At 39.6% G+C, this 16,751-nt stretch carries 14 protein-coding genes and 1 pseudogene; 5 read left to right on the forward strand and 10 right to left on the reverse strand.

Translation table 11 applies throughout. The features are described 5' to 3' along the window. Positions 1–163 precede the first annotated feature (163 nt). From ACH0BF_RS10230 to ezrA, 8 genes and pseudogenes are all read right to left on the reverse strand, one after another. Positions 164–1,168 (reverse strand): DUF4097 family beta strand repeat-containing protein, encoded by a 1,005-nt coding sequence (locus tag ACH0BF_RS10230; protein ID WP_340852879.1) that lies wholly within the window; start codon positions 1,166–1,168, stop codon positions 164–166. Further along, complete coding sequence (locus ACH0BF_RS10235; protein WP_406909346.1) at positions 1,165–1,722, reverse strand: DUF1700 domain-containing protein; 558 nt, start codon at positions 1,720–1,722, stop codon at positions 1,165–1,167. The genes ACH0BF_RS10230 and ACH0BF_RS10235 overlap by 4 nt, the downstream gene beginning before the upstream one ends. Further along, positions 1,709–2,038, reverse strand: a complete 330-nt coding sequence (locus ACH0BF_RS10240; protein WP_120033813.1) for a PadR family transcriptional regulator — start codon at positions 2,036–2,038, stop codon at positions 1,709–1,711. Before ACH0BF_RS10240 ends, ACH0BF_RS10235 begins: the two co-directional genes overlap by 14 nt. A 297-nt stretch (positions 2,039–2,335) precedes the next feature. Further along, the gene (gene mbcS, locus ACH0BF_RS10245) at positions 2,336–3,916 is read right to left on the reverse strand and encodes an acyl-CoA synthetase MbcS (RefSeq protein ID WP_340852875.1); all 1,581 of its coding nucleotides are present in this window, start codon (positions 3,914–3,916) and stop codon (positions 2,336–2,338) included. 158 nt (positions 3,917–4,074) lie between these two features. Beyond that, positions 4,075–4,743 (reverse strand): annotated as a pseudogene (locus tag ACH0BF_RS10250) (sensor histidine kinase); the annotation flags it as partial. Between the two features lie 353 nt (positions 4,744–5,096). Further along, positions 5,097–6,299 carry a tRNA uracil 4-sulfurtransferase ThiI gene (gene thiI, locus ACH0BF_RS10255; protein ID WP_340852874.1) on the reverse strand — a complete coding sequence of 401 codons (1,203 nt, stop codon included), beginning with the start codon at positions 6,297–6,299 and terminating at the stop codon, positions 5,097–5,099. A 5-nt stretch (positions 6,300–6,304) separates the two neighbouring features. Beyond that, on the reverse strand, positions 6,305–7,441 hold the full coding sequence (locus ACH0BF_RS10260) for a cysteine desulfurase family protein (protein WP_340852873.1): 1,137 nt from the start codon (positions 7,439–7,441) through the stop codon (positions 6,305–6,307). Between the two features lie 145 nt (positions 7,442–7,586). Beyond that, positions 7,587–9,275 carry a septation ring formation regulator EzrA gene (gene ezrA, locus ACH0BF_RS10265; protein ID WP_340852872.1) on the reverse strand — a complete coding sequence of 563 codons (1,689 nt, stop codon included), beginning with the start codon at positions 9,273–9,275 and terminating at the stop codon, positions 7,587–7,589. A gap of 192 nt (positions 9,276–9,467) precedes the next feature. Between ezrA and hisJ the strand changes: the two genes are divergently transcribed. Together hisJ and ACH0BF_RS10275 are read left to right on the forward strand one after the other, a co-directional pair. Continuing rightward, on the forward strand, positions 9,468–10,286 hold the full coding sequence (gene hisJ, locus ACH0BF_RS10270) for a histidinol-phosphatase HisJ (protein ID WP_340852870.1): 819 nt from the start codon (positions 9,468–9,470) through the stop codon (positions 10,284–10,286). A gap of 28 nt (positions 10,287–10,314) precedes the next feature. Then, positions 10,315–10,794 (forward strand): GAF domain-containing protein, encoded by a 480-nt coding sequence (locus ACH0BF_RS10275; protein WP_406909347.1) that lies wholly within the window; start codon positions 10,315–10,317, stop codon positions 10,792–10,794. A gap of 79 nt (positions 10,795–10,873) precedes the next feature. Here ACH0BF_RS10275 and ACH0BF_RS10280 read toward each other — a convergent pair whose 3' ends face one another. After that, positions 10,874–12,700 (reverse strand): sensor domain-containing diguanylate cyclase, encoded by a 1,827-nt coding sequence (locus ACH0BF_RS10280; protein WP_340852865.1) that lies wholly within the window; start codon positions 12,698–12,700, stop codon positions 10,874–10,876. A gap of 423 nt (positions 12,701–13,123) precedes the next feature. Here ACH0BF_RS10280 and rpsD point away from each other — a divergent pair, with 423 nt between their 5' ends. The 3 genes from rpsD (at position 13,124) to ACH0BF_RS10295 (ending at position 15,844) form a co-directional block, all read left to right on the forward strand. Next, a complete protein-coding gene (gene rpsD, locus ACH0BF_RS10285) occupies positions 13,124–13,726 on the forward strand; it encodes a 30S ribosomal protein S4 (RefSeq protein WP_120033832.1) in 603 nt (200 codons plus the stop codon). A gap of 298 nt (positions 13,727–14,024) precedes the next feature. Next, a complete protein-coding gene (locus ACH0BF_RS10290; RefSeq protein WP_340852860.1) occupies positions 14,025–14,465 on the forward strand; it encodes a GNAT family N-acetyltransferase in 441 nt (146 codons plus the stop codon). Positions 14,466–14,707: 242 nt separating this feature from the next. Next, a complete protein-coding gene (locus tag ACH0BF_RS10295) occupies positions 14,708–15,844 on the forward strand; it encodes a SpoIIE family protein phosphatase (RefSeq protein ID WP_120033836.1) in 1,137 nt (378 codons plus the stop codon). A 52-nt stretch (positions 15,845–15,896) separates the two neighbouring features. Here ACH0BF_RS10295 and ACH0BF_RS10300 read toward each other — a convergent pair whose 3' ends face one another. Continuing rightward, positions 15,897–16,748 (reverse strand): CheR family methyltransferase, encoded by an 852-nt coding sequence (locus ACH0BF_RS10300; protein WP_340852854.1) that lies wholly within the window; start codon positions 16,746–16,748, stop codon positions 15,897–15,899. Positions 16,749–16,751: the final 3 nt, after the last annotated feature.

Raw genomic sequence — 16,751 nt, forward strand, 5'->3', positions numbered from 1 at the left:
AAACAAAAGTAACTTATCCAAAGGCCAAACTAGGTAAGTTTCCTAAGATAGCCTGCAGCAATTCGTCTGCAGGTTTATAGATGAGACACAACAAAGATCGAACGGTAAAAGCCGTTGAACATAAGAAAAACAGCAATACTACATTGCTGTTTCCCCTCGTTTCCTATTTTAGCTGGAAGTCTCCTGATTTGGTTCGTACGATAAGCTGCAGTTTGCCATTGGCAATTTTCCCGATCACTCGATGCTCTTCCTTCGTTGTGTAAGTCACATTGGATGCACGAATGCTGGCCTCCCCGGATCCGGCTTTAAAATCAATGGAAAATGGCAACGAATTTTGACTTGTATCTATAAGGACAGTGCCACTCGATGTTTCTAAATTCACGTTGCCTGCTTGCTCATTAGGACGAATCTCGATGTCTCCAGACTGTGCTTTCGCTAAAACTTCTCCACTTATATCCTTAAGGTTAATATCTCCTGATTTAACCGACAGATCAGATTTTTCTGCGTCTAATTGATTGGCTATAATAGCTCCGCTTTCCCCTTGTATCTTTACCTGTTTTTCAACTTTCGTATGATCTATTGAAATATCCCCACTGCTACTTTTGAGTGACAGGTTGTATGCATGATTGCTTTCGCCCTCAATATCTCCGCTGGTTGTTTCAGCGTTCAATTCTTCCTTTAAAACAGTCTCTTTAATGATTAGGTCTCCCGAATTGGATTGGAATGTCGCCTTGTTTGCCTGGCCGTCTTCCAACGTAATATCACCCGATGTAGTCTTTAAGGCAATGGATTTATACATTTTTTCTGGTAGTTTTACATGCAATTGAACATGGCTATAGAAGGTAATTCCCCACTTGATATGATGCTTCACCTTAACTTTCAATGTATCACGATCCTCATCAATGACTAGATCATATTCTCCGTCTCTTTTCCTGCTTTCTTTTCCAATTAATTCAACTTTCACACGATCACTATTTCCTTTTTCAATTATAGTATCAACAGCAGCCGAATCGATATCGATTTTGTCTATTGAACTGGCTTCAACCGTTTGCTCTTCCTTCCATTTAACAGGTTCAAGCAAGTGTATATCTGAAAAGTAAAGTGAAGAGGCTGTGCCGATCAGTCCTATGATAATTAGTGCAAACGCAACAATAACCAGTTTTTTCATGATATTTTCCCTCCTTTCATCACTTTTATATTAAATTTTGTATATTGCAGCATGATTTTGTAAGAAAATTTCCCGATATGAATGATAGCTATACTTAGTAAAATTCCAATGCCGCATAAAGTAACGGACATAAAAAACTGAATCATAAAGTCCTCAAAACCCGTAAAAATTCCCCAAAGCACAGCCAACAATGGAGAGACTGTGAATGAAAATGCCGTTACACATAGGCTAAAATATACTCCAATCAGCCCAATGACTGGTCCTAGCAGAAATACTAGGTTAAAAAAGCTTAAACCTATCGTTGCGAAGACCGTACGGGATGTATTAGGAACAGATGGTCCTTTTTCTGCCCTTATCATCTGATAATCCGCAATTAAATCCTTGGCAATGAGATGAGGATCTCCGAGTTCCTCTACGACTTCTTCTTCTGTTTTTCCATTTTCTATTCCCACTGTAAAATGCTCGTCAAAATCATAAAGCATATCTTTTCGATCATGTTCAGGAACCTTCGCAAGATAGGCCTCCAGTTTTTTCATGAATTCATTCCTTTTCATTTTTCATCCCCTCCTCAATGAACTGATTCACTGCATTTGAAAATTGCTGCCATTCTTGAATTAAACTATTCATATAATCGATTCCTTTTGCTGTAATTGAATAATATTTTCTTGGCGGCCCCTCTGTTGACTCTAAAAGATAAGTTGTTAAGAGGTCCTCCTTTGTTAATCGTCTCAATAATGGGTAAAGTGTTCCTTCAGCCACTTCAATTTTCCCGGAAATACTTTGTGCTAATTCATATCCGTACTGGTCCTTTGATTTGATTAAAATCAAAACACACAATTCTAAAACACCTTTTTTAAATTGTACGTTCAAGGATTTCACCTCCTATAAACTAATAACAGCTATTAAATATTATTCACTAGTCGATAGCTATATCATATCCGATAGTACTGATCAATGCAAGGTACCGAACAATAAAAATGGAAAATGATTCAATCACCCATCATTCAAGCAAAAAAATAAGCCGGATCTATAGCGATGATCCGACTTAAGGGGTACTTTTATATGATCTAGCTCTCGCTCATTCGGGCATTGATGAGCGAGGTGCTTTTCGAATTCTTTAGAAACAGACGCTTTTATTTCACGGCAGTATGTTTAATTTTTCTAAAATTAACTTTTCACTTGCTGTTCGGCCTGACGCAATTCAATGCGGCGAATTTTTCCGGAAGTAGTTTTAGGCAAGTCTTCAACGAATTCTATCTTTCTAGGATACTTATACGGAGCGGTTAATTCCTTGACATGGTTTTGCAGCTTTTCCACCAATTGAGGATCTTTTGCATCCACCCCTTCTTGCAAGACAACAAATGCTTTAACGATGTGGCCACGAATTTCATCCGGACTGGCCACAACGGCACACTCTTTAACATCCGGATGCTTAACGAGCGCGTCCTCTACTTCAAATGGTCCGATCGTATAGCCTGAACTGATAATAATGTCATCTCCGCGCCCTTCAAACCAATAGTAGCCGTCCTCATCTTTTTTAGCTTTATCACCAGTTAAGTAGTAATCTCCCCTAAATTGCATAGCCGTTCTTTCTGGATCTTTATAATATTGTTTAAATAGAGCCGGTGTATCGATGTGAACAGCAATATCTCCTACGACCCCTGCCTCTACAGGCTCCCCTTCATCGTTAATAATCTCTACACGGTTGCCCGGCGTTGGTTTTCCCATAGATCCAGGTTTGACTTCCATTCCTTTTAATACACCAATTACAAGTGTACTCTCTGTCTGGCCATACCCATCTCGCACGTCAACGTTAAAATATTTGCGGAACGTGTCAATGACTTCGCGGTTTAACGGTTCGCCAGCGGACACAGCGCTATGAAGGCTTGATAAATCATAGTCTGCCAAGTTATCTACTTTCACCATGAGTCGGTATTCGGTTGGTGTACAGCATAATACATTGATTTTATTTTGCTCAAGCAGCTCCAGATATTTTTTCGGTTCGAATTTTCCATTGTATACAAATCCTGTAGCTCCAGAACCAAGAACGGACATAAACGGGCTCCATGTCCACTTTTGCCAACCAGGACCTGCAGTGGCCCAAACAGTATCTCCCTCTTTGATACCGAGCCAGTTTGGCGCTGCTGTTTTAAGATGCGCATACCCCCATGCATGCGTATGAACGACACCTTTAGGATTGCCGGTTGTACCTGATGTGTAAGGAAGAAAGGCAATGTCGTCTTTCGATGTGTCAACGATTTCCAACTCATCGGAAGCTTCGGCCATCTTTTCCTCAAGGTTTATCCATCCTTCTACCTTTCCTCCGAATGAAAAGGCAGTTAATTCTTTTATCTTTTCTACTTGTTTAAATTGCTCGGTAAATGGCGCGTAGCAGACAACCCCTCGTACACCAGCATGCTCGATGCGATAATTTAAATCTTTAGTACGCAGCAATTCTGCACTTGGGATAATAATCAGGCCTGTTTTTAAGGCGGCAAGAAACACCTCGTATGCTTCAATTAAACGCGGCACCATAATAAGAATCGGATCTCCCTTTTTTAATCCGCTCGCAAGGAAAGCGTTTCCAATCTTATTTACATTTTTTATTAATTGAGCATATGTAATTTCCTTTTTTTCCCCGGCTTCATTCTCCCACTTTAGCGCCAGTCGATCGGGGTCTTTTGCAAATTTTTCTACTTCCATGACGATGTTATATTTTTCAGGTGCAAGCAAGTCTTCTCTTTTCATTATTCTACCCCCTTAATAATATGTCTCCATTATACAGAATAATGGAAAACTTTTAAATATTTTAACATAGCAATCTGTTACTTTTATCTTTTTAATACTTGTTTTGCGCAGACAACAGCTTTTAAAAAAGCCTATGGAACATTCGATCCCATAAGCCATTACATACGTACAGGTTGTTCAACAATAAAGCTCAACCAACCTTCTCTATATTCCGCATGAATAATACCATGATGAAGTTCAACAATCCTCTTTGAGATAGCAAGTCCAAGTCCCGTGCCTTGATTATCTTTTCTTGCCTTATCGCCCCTGAAAAACCGTTCAAACAATTTATTTGCCTCGTTAACAGGGAGATTCTCCACTTTGTTTGATACTTTCAAGATCGCTTTGTCTGCTTTAAGTTCCAGGCTTATTAATAATTCAGATGGTTTTCTACTGTATTTTATTGCATTCATAAAAAGATTATCATAAACACGAACCATCTTTTCTATATCCATTAAAATAGGGATATTTTCTTCTGTAATTGATTTTTGAACACTTAATTGTTCCTTTTCAAAAATAGGCATGTATTCTCCAACTACTTGTTCCAACAAACCTGACAAGTCTACTTCATTAAGGTTTAACGTAACATCTGGACTTGATAAATGAGTATACTCAAACAGTTCATCAATTAGGTGTTTTAGTCTTTGCGATTTTGAATAAATAGTTTCAACGTATTCTTGAAATTGCGCTTTACTCACGTATTGTTCTTTTTTCAGTAAATCTAAATATCCGATAATAGATGTTAAAGGTGTCCTTAATTCGTGAGAAACATTTGTAATCAGTTCATTGGTTTAGATTTGTAATCCTACTTTAAAATTCAAACCTGAAGAAAAAGGAACAAAAATCCTTAAAAATTCTTAAGCTTTGATCTATCTCTTTTCTGAACACGGTTACCCTTACTTTAAAAGGACAGGTGTTTATTGTTATTTATGAAACAAACACTTGTTTTATAATTCTATGTCCATTCACCTATTGATGTTTATCTTACAAGATAAATAAAGAAATTCGTTGATTTTCTAATGTGAAAACAACCGGATTTTAAAAACAGATGCGAAAAACACTTTAAAAAGGAATAACTAGCAAGAAAACCAATCAAAAAACCTTACATTCATCAGACTTAATGAATGTAAGGTTTTTATGATTACAGCAAATCCAAAAACTCACTGGCTGTTTTTTCTTGAGGAAGCTGAATTGTTTCCATTTCTTCTATCGCTTGATCAATCATCTCTTCAAAGTTAACGAAGCTCTCGAAATGCTGTACTTTTTCAAGCTTTGGCCGTGTTTTTGGAGATGGTGGTGTAAAAATTGTGCAGCAATCTTCATAAGGCAAAATCGAAATGTCATGAGTGCCTATTTTTCTGGCTATATCGATAATATCAAGCTTGTCCATTGCAATGAGCGGACGTAGTACCGGTGTAGATGTTACATCATTAATGGCTCTCATGCTCTCAAGCGTCTGACTTGCCACTTGTCCGAGACTTTCACCGGTTGCAATGGCCAGTCCACCACGTTTCTGACGAATTTTGTCGGCAATGGCTAGCATCATGCGTCTTGTTGAGGTCATCGTATAATTCTCGGGCACTTGCTCTTGAATTTTTTGCTGAATGGCGGTAAAAGGAACGATATGAAGCTTGATTTCCGCTCCAAATGCAGTCAGCCTCTCAGCTAAATCAATCACCTTCTGCTTTGCTCGCTCACTCGTATATGGCGGGCTGTGAAAATGAATAGCTTCGATTTCTACCCCTCTCTTTAACATGAAATAGCCAGCTACAGGGCTATCAATTCCTCCAGAAAGCAAAAGCATTGCTCTTCCGCTTGCCCCTGACGGCAGTCCAGCAGCCCCTGGATACTTCTCACATGATAAAAAGACGCCTCCCTTGCGAACCTCTACAAGCAGATTAATATCAGGGTGTTTAACATCCACAGTTAAGTCTTCGATGTTCCTGAGCACGTGGCTGCCAATAGCGTAATTAATTTCATTCGTATCCAACTCAAATTGCTTATCGGAACGGCGGGCAGATACTTTAAATGTTTTTCCTGCACTAAAATTTCGTTTAACGAGTTCAAGAGCAGCTACTTTCATCTCTTCGATATCATGGGCTGTACGGACCACAGGGCTGAATGATTGGATGCCAAACACGTGACTTAGCCGATCCTTTATCGCTTCGAACGGTACGTCATTTAAATGGATAAACATCCGATCATGACTTAATTCAATCTTTATTCCCGCAAATTCTTTTAACGCCAACAAAATATTTCTTTTTAATTTAGTTATGAATTGTTTACGATTACGTCCTTTCGTAGAAAGCTCACCGTATCGAATTAATACGCGGTCGTAATTCATCGTTGTCACCTCTGGACTTTCGTTAGTTTAGGAATGATTTCTTTTAACACCCGGATAAATATCTGCGCTTCTTCTTTTGTATTCTTATAAGATAGGCTCAGTCGGACACTGCTATCAGCTACGGCTGCCGGCAGTCCCATCGCTGTTAATACGGTACTCGTTTTCTTCTGTCTGGAGGAACAGGCGCTCGTTGTGGATAAATAACAACCTTGTTCTTCAAGAGCATGAATGAGTACTTCCCCTTTCATTCCAGCAATTGAAAAGTTTAAAATATGGGGAGCACAGCCTGTTTTCGGTGTATGGATGGTTACCCCGCTGATCCTTTCCAGTTCCGTACGCAAAAATTGCTGAATGCCCCTCATTTCTTGGACGCTTTTCACTCGTTTTTCCTCTGTCAGACGCAGCGCCTTAGCCATGGCAGCAACCCCGCCTGTATTTTCTGTGCCGCTCCGCCAGCCTCTTTCCTGATCGCCACCGGATAAGAGTGCAGAAAGCTTGACTCCTTCTTTCTTGTACAGCACACCACTTCCTTTTAACCCGTGAAACTTGTGCGCAGATAGAGAACAAAGATCGATCCCGTCAAGATCTAATTCTACTTTCCCGCGGCCTTGTACATCGTCCACATGAAATAGGGCTTTCGGGTACCCTTTCAACAGCTGGCTGATTTCCGCTATTGGCTGAATCGCCCCTGTTTCATTATTAACATGCATAATAGAAACGACAATCGTTTCATCTGTCATTGCTTCTTTCAGCTCTTGCACAGAAACTTTTCCCGATTCATCAACCGGCAAGTAGGTTACTCGAAATCCAAGCTCTTCAAGCTGCCGGCACGCATTCAACACTGAAGGGTGTTCAGTTTGCTGGGTAACGATATGATCTCCCCGTTGCCTGTTCGCAAGAGCCGCTCCTTTTAATGCTAAATTATTTGCCTCCGTTCCCCCAGAAGTAAAGACTACCTCTTCTGGCTTTCCGCCTATCAATGAAGCAATTTGCTTACGAGCTTCCGCCAACAGGCGATCCGCCTGCATGCCTAGCTGATGAAGAGAGGAGGGATTACCAAAAAATTGCTCGTTTGTCTTTATAAAAGTTGCCAAAGCTTCTTTGTATGGTTTTGTCGTTGCGCTATTATCAAAATAAATCATGATCGCACCTGCTTCATTTCAGTTTGTTCAACTATTTATCATAACATAGCTATGTGTTGAAGAAAACTTCCCATATACATAGCTGTAAACATAACAAAAGCGATCCCGGCTAAATTGAAGGCCAATCTGCCGGCACCGCTTCTGTTTATTTTTTATTCATCATATCCTCAAGCTGTTTCAACCCTTTTGGATCAACTTTATCGATCGCTGTAGCCGCTTCTTCAAGAGCGGAGCGATAGTCATAATTGCGAAAAGCACGTTCCGCCTCGTAAAGCTGATCACTAATAGCCGGATGGGAACGCTTATATCTGTTTCCGTATTGGATAATACGCTCAGCAAGCTCGGCTTGCTCGATCACTTCCTCTGTTTTACGCTCAAGGTTGCTTACAGAGGAAACCGCCTCACTTAGTTTTTCCTGAACGGCTTTCATATTTAATGGCTTTTCATTTAATGCCTGTACAACCTCGCCAATACGCTCTGTTGTTTCTTCTGTCAACGACTGATAAAACCCCGGTACGCCTGGCATGTTGCTTTTATTGACCATACGGAAGATTTCATTGATCTTCTTGCGGAGTGCCGCCAGACTTTCACGGGCAGCCATCTCATCCTTGCGCAATGTTTTTAAGAAGCGGCTAAAACTCGCTTGTTCTTTTTGCAGCTCTTCAAGTTGAGATTGCAGTTCTTGTAATTCTTCATGTAAAAAAGAATAGGCCGTATTCTGTTCGGTAATTCTGGCTTCTAATAAATCGTACCGCTTTACAAGGCGAAAAATATCTTCTTCCAGCTTTTGAGGGACGACCCATTCATCTTTTGCTAGCTGATAGCTTTGTCGCACATGTTCCGTCTCCGCCTGCAACTCTTCATTGGCAGTCCGCACATTGTCTAACTGCTCCCTCGTTGCCTTCTCATTTTTCACAAGAAAGTGCTTGGCGTCGACTTCTTTCTCAAGCAGCTCATAAAAGAATTCTATGTTTTCTTTTACATCTTGAATTCCCACTTCTACTTCGTTCGTCTCCGTTTTAATAATAAAATCTTTATAAAGAGAAAGCTGCTGACGCAAGCTGGCAACTTCTTTTTCAATCTGTAAATGGTCAAGCAAATAGCCCTTTTGCTTCATTTCTTTGTAGCCAGATTCAATTTCATTTAACTGTGCTGGCAACAAGTTCGTTGTTTCAGCCATCAACACCGGAATAACTTCCATCTTATGTAGAATGGTATCCATATCATGAGTCAGCTTTAAAATGATCTCCCTAGCTGCGAGATAGTTTCCTTCATTAGTCAGCTCTTCAAATTTATCAAACTCCGAGGATAGAGCATCAAGCTGAATTTCAAGCACGGATGCAGCTTTGCCAAATGTGTGGCGATGAGCAAGCAGCTGCTTTCTTGCCGACCGGCGCTTTTCTTTCAGTTCTTCACTCTCTTCACGGTTATTCTCCTCACTGCCAATTAATTCATCCAGCTCGGTCAGGATGCCTTCCACTTTCTGTTCAGCCTCTTCCAGCCTGCTGACGATGGTTTCATTGATCTCTTTTGCTTTGCCAAATCTAAATTGATCCAATCGTTCTTCTGATTCAAATAACTTTTCTTCAACGTCGGCTAAATCGACAGCAAGCACCTCGTCCCATGTTTGCCGCCAACGGTCGAAAAGTTCTTCCGTCTGACCCGTCATGTTAAGGCGCTTCACTTTAGCCAATTCGTCAGTGACTGGCCGATTCATAATTTCCGTTTTCCTTTTTTCTAACATATTAATTTCTTTGTATATTTTTTTTCTATTAAAATAGGCGATAATCACTAAAATGGCTGCTATTAAAATCGCAGCAATGATGAATTTCATCGTAAGCCCCCTGTTCTTCTGCCAGCAAAAGTAATCGTTTCATCTATGTGGTAAGATATAAATTTCACTCAATTATTACTAATGATACCACAGGATGTAGCATTTTTTGACGACAAAACTCGTTTTTTTTTAAGCTCCTGATTAAAATTTTTGTTACACTATAAATAGGATTATTTTTCAGGAGGTTGTTCTATGAAAAGAGACGGACACATTCACACACCTTTTTGTCCTCACGGAACGAAGGATTCGCTGAACAGCTACATTGAGGAAGCAATTAACCAAGGTTTTTCCCAGCTCACTTTCACTGAACACGCTCCCTTGCCCTTCGGCTTTGTAGATAGTACGCCTACAAAGGACAGCGGAATGAAACGAAGCGATTTAGATGCCTACTTTTCTGCTTTGCAGCAAGTAAAACAAGAGTATGCAACCGATGTAGCTATCCAAATCGGACTGGAAGTTGATTATATTGAGGGCTTCGAAAAAGAAACGTCCATTTTTTTGAATGAGTATGGTCCACTTCTTGATGACTCTGTTTTGTCTGTTCACTTTTTAAAAGAGCAATCTAACTGGTACTGTCTTGATTATAGCGTGGATTTATTTGGAGAAATGATAAAAATCTTTGGATCGACTACTGTTCTATATAGAAAGTATTTTGAAACTGTACAGCGCTCTATTGAAGAGGATCTCGGCCCATTCAAACCGAAGCGAATTGGCCATTTGACGCTCGTGCATAAATTTCAACACCGCTTCCCGTGCGAAGCAGACTTCAGCGCTGAAATAGAAAATCTCTTAACAACGATAAAAGCCAATGGCTATGAAATTGACTTTAACGGCGCTGGTCTGATGAAACCGTTCTGCCTGGAATCTTATCCACCGTTAGAAGTTGCCCAAAAAGCCCGGGAAATGGGCATCCCGCTTGTATACGGGTCAGATGCTCATCAATCTAAGGATATCGGACAAGGCTACAAAGAAATGTTTCCTCTGCAAGAGCAAGCCGTTCCTCGTCCATAAAATACGTTTGATAAAGGAGCCATCCATCATGTTTCAAACAACTAGTTATACAGGGAAAAAAACAGAAAACTATCAACTCGTTATTAAACAATTGCGAGCGCTGCTCGCAGGAGAAAGCAATCAAGTCGCTAATTTAAGCAATGCTTCCGCCTTATTAAACCAGTTTCTCGACCGCATAAATTGGGTCGGCTTTTATTTAGCTGAAGGGGAAGAGCTTATACTCGGTCCTTTTCAGGGTCTTCCAGCATGTGTGCGCATTCCATTTGGCAAAGGTGTATGCGGGACAGCGGCCAGTGAAAGAAAAACGCAAAGAATTGCAGATGTTCATTCCTTTCCAGGCCATATTGCATGCGATGCTGCCTCTCAATCTGAAATTGTTGTCCCCTTGCTAAAAGACGGGCGTTTGATTGGCGTACTTGATATTGATAGCCCGGAAACAAACCGTTTTGATGAAACAGACAAAGAAATGCTTGAAGCTTTTGCGACTGCTTTAGTCGAATACTTGTGATGTCTGTACTGCCAAATAAGAAGTTTTTTTAAAATTGACAGTCATAGCGTAAAAAGAGCTGGATAACCAGCTCTTTTTTCTATAAACAGCAATAGCCGATAGCCACTCTGTTCTTTCCAGCTTCCTTCGCTTTATATAAGGCCGTATCGGCATAATTAAATAATTGTTTTTTGGAGGGAGGATTCGCCTTTGACCAACAGGATAATCCACAGGAAATAGTGACTGCAGGCTTAGTATTTTCTGCTACTTCACTTATGATTCTTTTAGCTGTCATCGCCCCTTCCTCTAAAGAGCAATTGGGCAAATAGACAGCCAGCTCCTCTCCTCCCCAACGGGCAGCTACGTCTTCTTGCCGAATAGCCGTTTTCAAAATTTGAGCAACTTGAATGAGTATCTCATCTCCAGTTTGATGCCCGTATGTGTCATTAACCTTTTTAAAATTATCAATATCCATTAACAAAAAGACACCCTTCTCATCTTTCTCAACGGACTTTTGAAGCAATTGATCTAAATAGTTTCTTGAATATAAATGTGTTAGATGGTCAGTAATAACCATTTCTTCTAATTTTTCTCTGAGCATGGCATTGGCTAAGGCAAGTGTAGAATGATGGATCAGTGACTGCAAAAGCTTATACATTTCAAACGTAAAGCTATATGGCTCTTTTTTTAATACGATACAAAATCCTCTCAGCTCATTCCCCTGTTCCATAGGAACAGCCATCATCGCATGGAAAGTCAAGCAGTCCCTTTCTAGCTTATTCGCCAATTCACCAATAAAAAAAGCTTCTTTATCTTTTATCAGCTTCTCAGCAGTAAAATGAATGAGTTCTTTTCCTTCCATCTCGTAAAAAAAAGAACTGCTGCCCGGCAATGTTTCTGTTTCTTTTCCATTTAAAAAAATAAAGCCAACGGCACAAGCGTTAAAGGAACGAATGATTTGAGAGTGTAAAAAATTAGTGACATCGGAAAAGCGCAAGCTGGAGTTTAATTCGTGGGATGCATCATTAATTAACTGCAAATCTGAATTAAGCTGTCGCGATTGATCATATAGCATTACTTTCTCAATGGCGCCTCCTCCTGCGTTAGCGAGCATACGGATAAATTCTTTTTTTGTCTCAGGGATATTTTTTTCTTCGGAAAAATTCACTTTCAGTACACCATATACTCCCTGTTTGCCAATTAAAGGAGCATAGAGAATCTTCGAAATATCATCAACTTGGATTGTTCCATTTGTATATGAGGCCATCCCCGCTTCACTTACTTCATCAAAATTAAAGTGAGTTACTGGCAGGCCGGTATAGGATCCCTCCATTGCCATAAGGAAATGATAGGAACATAGCGGGAAAATCTTCTGTAAGGTGGTAATGATTTCTTTCAGCACAAATTCAATGTCTGTAGAGGAATGCAATCTTCCTGTTACATTAAACAACTCTTTATATCTATTGACTCTTCCTTCCATCACATGGACATAGTTCGCCCATTCAATTAAGCGGCTGCTTTCTTCCGTAAAAAACAACAAATCCTCTTCTGTAAGGACGGCCATTACCTCCTTATCCGCCCGCAAGAATAAATAAGTGTTTTTTTCTTTACAAAAACCTGTTAGTCGAAATCCTACATTGTAGGCAGCAGGTAGCGGCCATCCGTCTATTTCTTCCTTACAAAAAAGGTATGGCTGTGTAAAAGCCTGGCTCAACGCCTCCTTTTGTTCTCTAGTCCAGTCTAACTTCTCTTGGCTACTTGCATTAAACAAGTACAGTTGAGACGTGCGAAACTGTCTGCTGACGAGGCGAAGCCATTCCTTCTGAAGTTGTTCTACATCGAATAAAGCATCCCGGAAGCCGGCCATCAAGTCATATAGCAATGCTTTCCAGCTTATCGCCCACTTGCTTTCATAACGCTGATTCATGTAGTAATCACCTGCCATTCAAATTGGACAAAACAGCTGTTCTTCCTTTTTATACCACTATTGGAACATTATTCACTTTTACAAATTTAAACATCTAAAGAAGAGCTGACCTACTCATCAATAGGATAATTATACCACACGAAATGAGCCTAAAGACTTACTAAATTTATTATTTTTTCATATATTGCAATCTTACCTTGACAGAAGGGCCTGTCAATTATATACTAGCATTTGTGTAAAATATCGCAGCCTATGTGAACACCTTTATGTGCTCATTTTGTTCCTTTGCCTTTAAATGCAAATGGTGCATCGCGTAACCCTCTGCTGCTGGGGCGATGGTGCATGAAAACAAAATGACCTAATTGCTGTCTCACCGGTTTTTATTTTACAACAAAATAAAACCATTAAAGGAGGAGCTATATTATGGCTCGCTATACTGGCCCAAGCTGGAAACTTTCCCGCCGTCTTGGAATCTCTCTAAGCGGAACTGGTAAAGAATTAGAAAAACGCCCTTACGCACCTGGACAACACGGTCCAAACCAACGTAAAAAATTGTCTGAATACGGACTTCAATTACAAGAGAAGCAAAAGCTTCGTCATATGTACGGTGTAAATGAGCGCCAATTCAAAAACTTATTCGTAAAAGCTGGTAAAATGAAAGGCGTTTACGGCGAAAACTTCATGATCCTTCTTGAAGGCCGCCTAGACAACCTTGTTTACCGTCTTGGCTTAGCTCGTACTCGTCGCCAAGCACGTCAGCTTGTTAACCATGGTCATATCCTTGTTGATGGAAAGCGCGTTGACATTCCATCTTACCAAGTAAAACCTGGTCAAACAATTTCTGTTCGTGAAAAATCCAGAAACCTTGCTATCGTTAAAGAAGCTGTTGAAGTAAATAACTTCGTACCAGATTATTTAACATTTGATGCAGATAAGCTAGAAGGTACATTTACTCGCCTTCCAGAGCGTTCTGAGCTTCCAGCTGAAATCAACGAAGCTCTTATCGTAGAGTTCTACTCTCGTTAATTCTATTGCTTATCAAATAGCAATAGGCAAAACCCTAGAAATATTGGTATACCAATATTTCTGGGGTTTTTATTTTACCTTAGAAACTCACCAATCGACTCTTCTCTTAGAATAAAGAATTGACTTTTTCTCTTTTGTCGGGGGCAGTTTTCTTGCTTTTTATTTCAAATGCTATATGGGTCCAGCGCTAGAGACTAAGTCTTTTGTTTGTAGCAAAAACAAGTAAGTATCCATATTATAATCAAGTAAACTTGCGTCATTTCCTTTCTAATTTCCCCTGTATGATGGAGGCTCATAAATGATTATTAGAAAATCAAATAGGAAAGAGACAGATTTTATTTTAGCTTTTTCGCAAAAGGTAATCGAAGAAAGTTCAATGGGATATCTTAAACCCGGTCATCATAATATCGTAACTGAGATGTTTGAACCTGCTCTTCAAAACGGGGCTTACTATTTGGTGGCTGAGAAAGAAAATAAATTGCTAGGATGGATCTTAGTCGGAACAACTATTGACCCTTATTCTCTTGAAGAAATTGGGTATCTTCTCGATATTTATGTTTTTCCCGACTATAGAAAATCCGCGATAGCCAAAAAGCTTACACATGAAGCCTTAACACGATTAAAACAAGACCATTACAAGAAAGTTCAATTAAGTATTTTTTCTGGTAATCACTCAACAGCTCTTTGCCAACAATTTGATTTTAAAGAAGTACTAACTGTTTTTGAAAGACCTCTCTAAACTCCTTCTTTAACCTAAAATAAATGTCGCCAGCTTTTATTTAGATTAGCTTCCCCCAATTACTTTTTGACCAGTGTAAAGCTATGATCCCCCCTTTTAATCATCTATCAAAACTGTTACCAATTTAGCTATCATTGATTCCTAAAAATATACGTCTCTCCTCTTTATTTGTATACTAATTGTATAGAAAAACTCATTGCGTGTACCGCACAATAAATAGTAAATAAGGGGAAGAATTTTGAATGTCCATTCTAATTGTTGATGACAACAAAGTCAATTTATTTGTAATCGAGAAAATATTAAAAAACGCAGGATATGAGAACTGTGTTTCTCTATCATCCGCTCAGCAGCTATTCAATTATATTGAGAAAAATGAGCAACACGCCAACAAAGTCTCTATTGACCTTATCCTGCTTGATATCATGATGCCAGAGATTGATGGTATAGAAGCTTGCCGCCGCCTTCAGCAGGATGACTGCCTTAAAGATATCCCGGTTATTTTTATTACAGCTCTTGAAGACTCCAATAAACTTGCCGATGCGCTGGACGCAGGTGGAATGGATTATATTACAAAGCCGATCAATAAAGTTGAGCTGCTGGCGAGAATAAGAGTGGCACTTCGCTTGAAATATGAAAAAGACTGGCATGCAGAACAAGAACAAAAGATTCAAAATGAACTTGATCTGGCCATGCAAGTTCAGAAAGGACTCTTGAATCCTCCTTTAGAGACAGACAATATCACAATTAATGTCTCACACCTTCCCTCCTTCAAACTTGCTGGTGATATGTATTATTGGCACAAATTTGAGGATCACAGATACGGCGTTATTCTTTTAGACATGATGGGACATGGCATTTCTTCCTCTCTTGTCTGCATGTTTATCTCTTCCGTCTTGAGAGATATTATTAAAGAACTGTCTGATCCTGAACTGGTCATTAAAGAATTAAACCGCTATATGGCACTTCTGCATCATCCGAAAATTGATTACAATTACTATTTTACCGGCATTTATCTTTTGGTTGATACCGAAAGAAAAATCGTTGAATATGTGAATGCAGGTCACCCAGAAGGGTACGTTCTCGTTGATAATGCTTCATTATGCACAATTGAAAGAAGCAGCTGTGCCGTGGGATTTTTTGATCAAATGGAAGTCAAAAAGTCAGTCATCAGTTATGAAGACAACATTCAGCTTCTGCTCTTTACCGACGGCGTAATAGAAGTGAATCGCAATGACGAACAGTCTATGCTGAACAAGTTAAAATATATTGCCTCTCAAAAATGGAGCAATGTACGCTCTCCCATCCATCTTGTCATCCCGGAAGAGCAGCATGCTGGACAAGGCGATGATATGTGTATCATGATGATTCATGCTAAATAAGAAAGTGAAAAGCAGAATAAAAAGGAGAATGATTCTCCTTTTTATTCTGCTTTTAATTTTTTTGATAAATTTTTACATGTTCAGCAAAACTTTTATATTTTTCTGCGCAACTTGCAAATTGAAGGGACTCTTTATCCCCCAAACCAAGAAATCCCTTCGGGCAAAGACTGTCAAAGAATAGTTGGTGTACTTGATTTTGCAGATCAACTGTAAAATAGATCAGTACATTTCGGCATAAGATGACATGAAATTCATTAAAGGACTGGTCCGTGACAAGATTATGCTGGGCAAAGCTGATTTTATTTAAAATCGAAGGATTTAAATAAGCAAAATGCCCATCAGCTGTATAATACTCAGAAAAAGCTCGCGCTCCTCCTGCAAGCATATAATTCTTCGTGTATGTCTTCATTTTACTGAGTGGGATGAACCCTTTACGAGCCTTCTTTAGCACCTCTTCATTCATATCTGTGGCGTAAAGCTTCGTCTTATGCCCAAGCCCTTCTTCTTCTATTAAAATAGCCATTGAATACACTTCTTCACCTGTCGCACAGCCTGCATGCCAAATTCGTATTTCCGGATAATCCTGTAACTGGGGAAGGACCGTTTGTCGGAAAACTTTAAAAAACTCCGGATTTCGAAACATCTCGGTTACGTTAATAGAAAAATCATTAAGTATTTTTGTCACGAAGGACGGATCATGAATCATTCTGTCAGTAATCTGAGAAATCGTTGAGATCTTCTCAAGCTGCATGCGATTTTTAATGCGCCTGTAAATGGAGGACCGCATATATTTCCGAAAATCAAATCCAGATACACGGTAAAGTCCCTCCAGCAATAAATCCATCTCGATTGCTTCTTTAAAACTAAAGTCTTGTTCTTCTTCGTTATTCCACATACTGTTCATTTA

The organism is Pseudobacillus sp. 179-B 2D1 NHS (assembly GCF_045370945.1).
Classification (GTDB): Bacteria; Bacillota; Bacilli; order Bacillales; family Domibacillaceae; genus Pseudobacillus.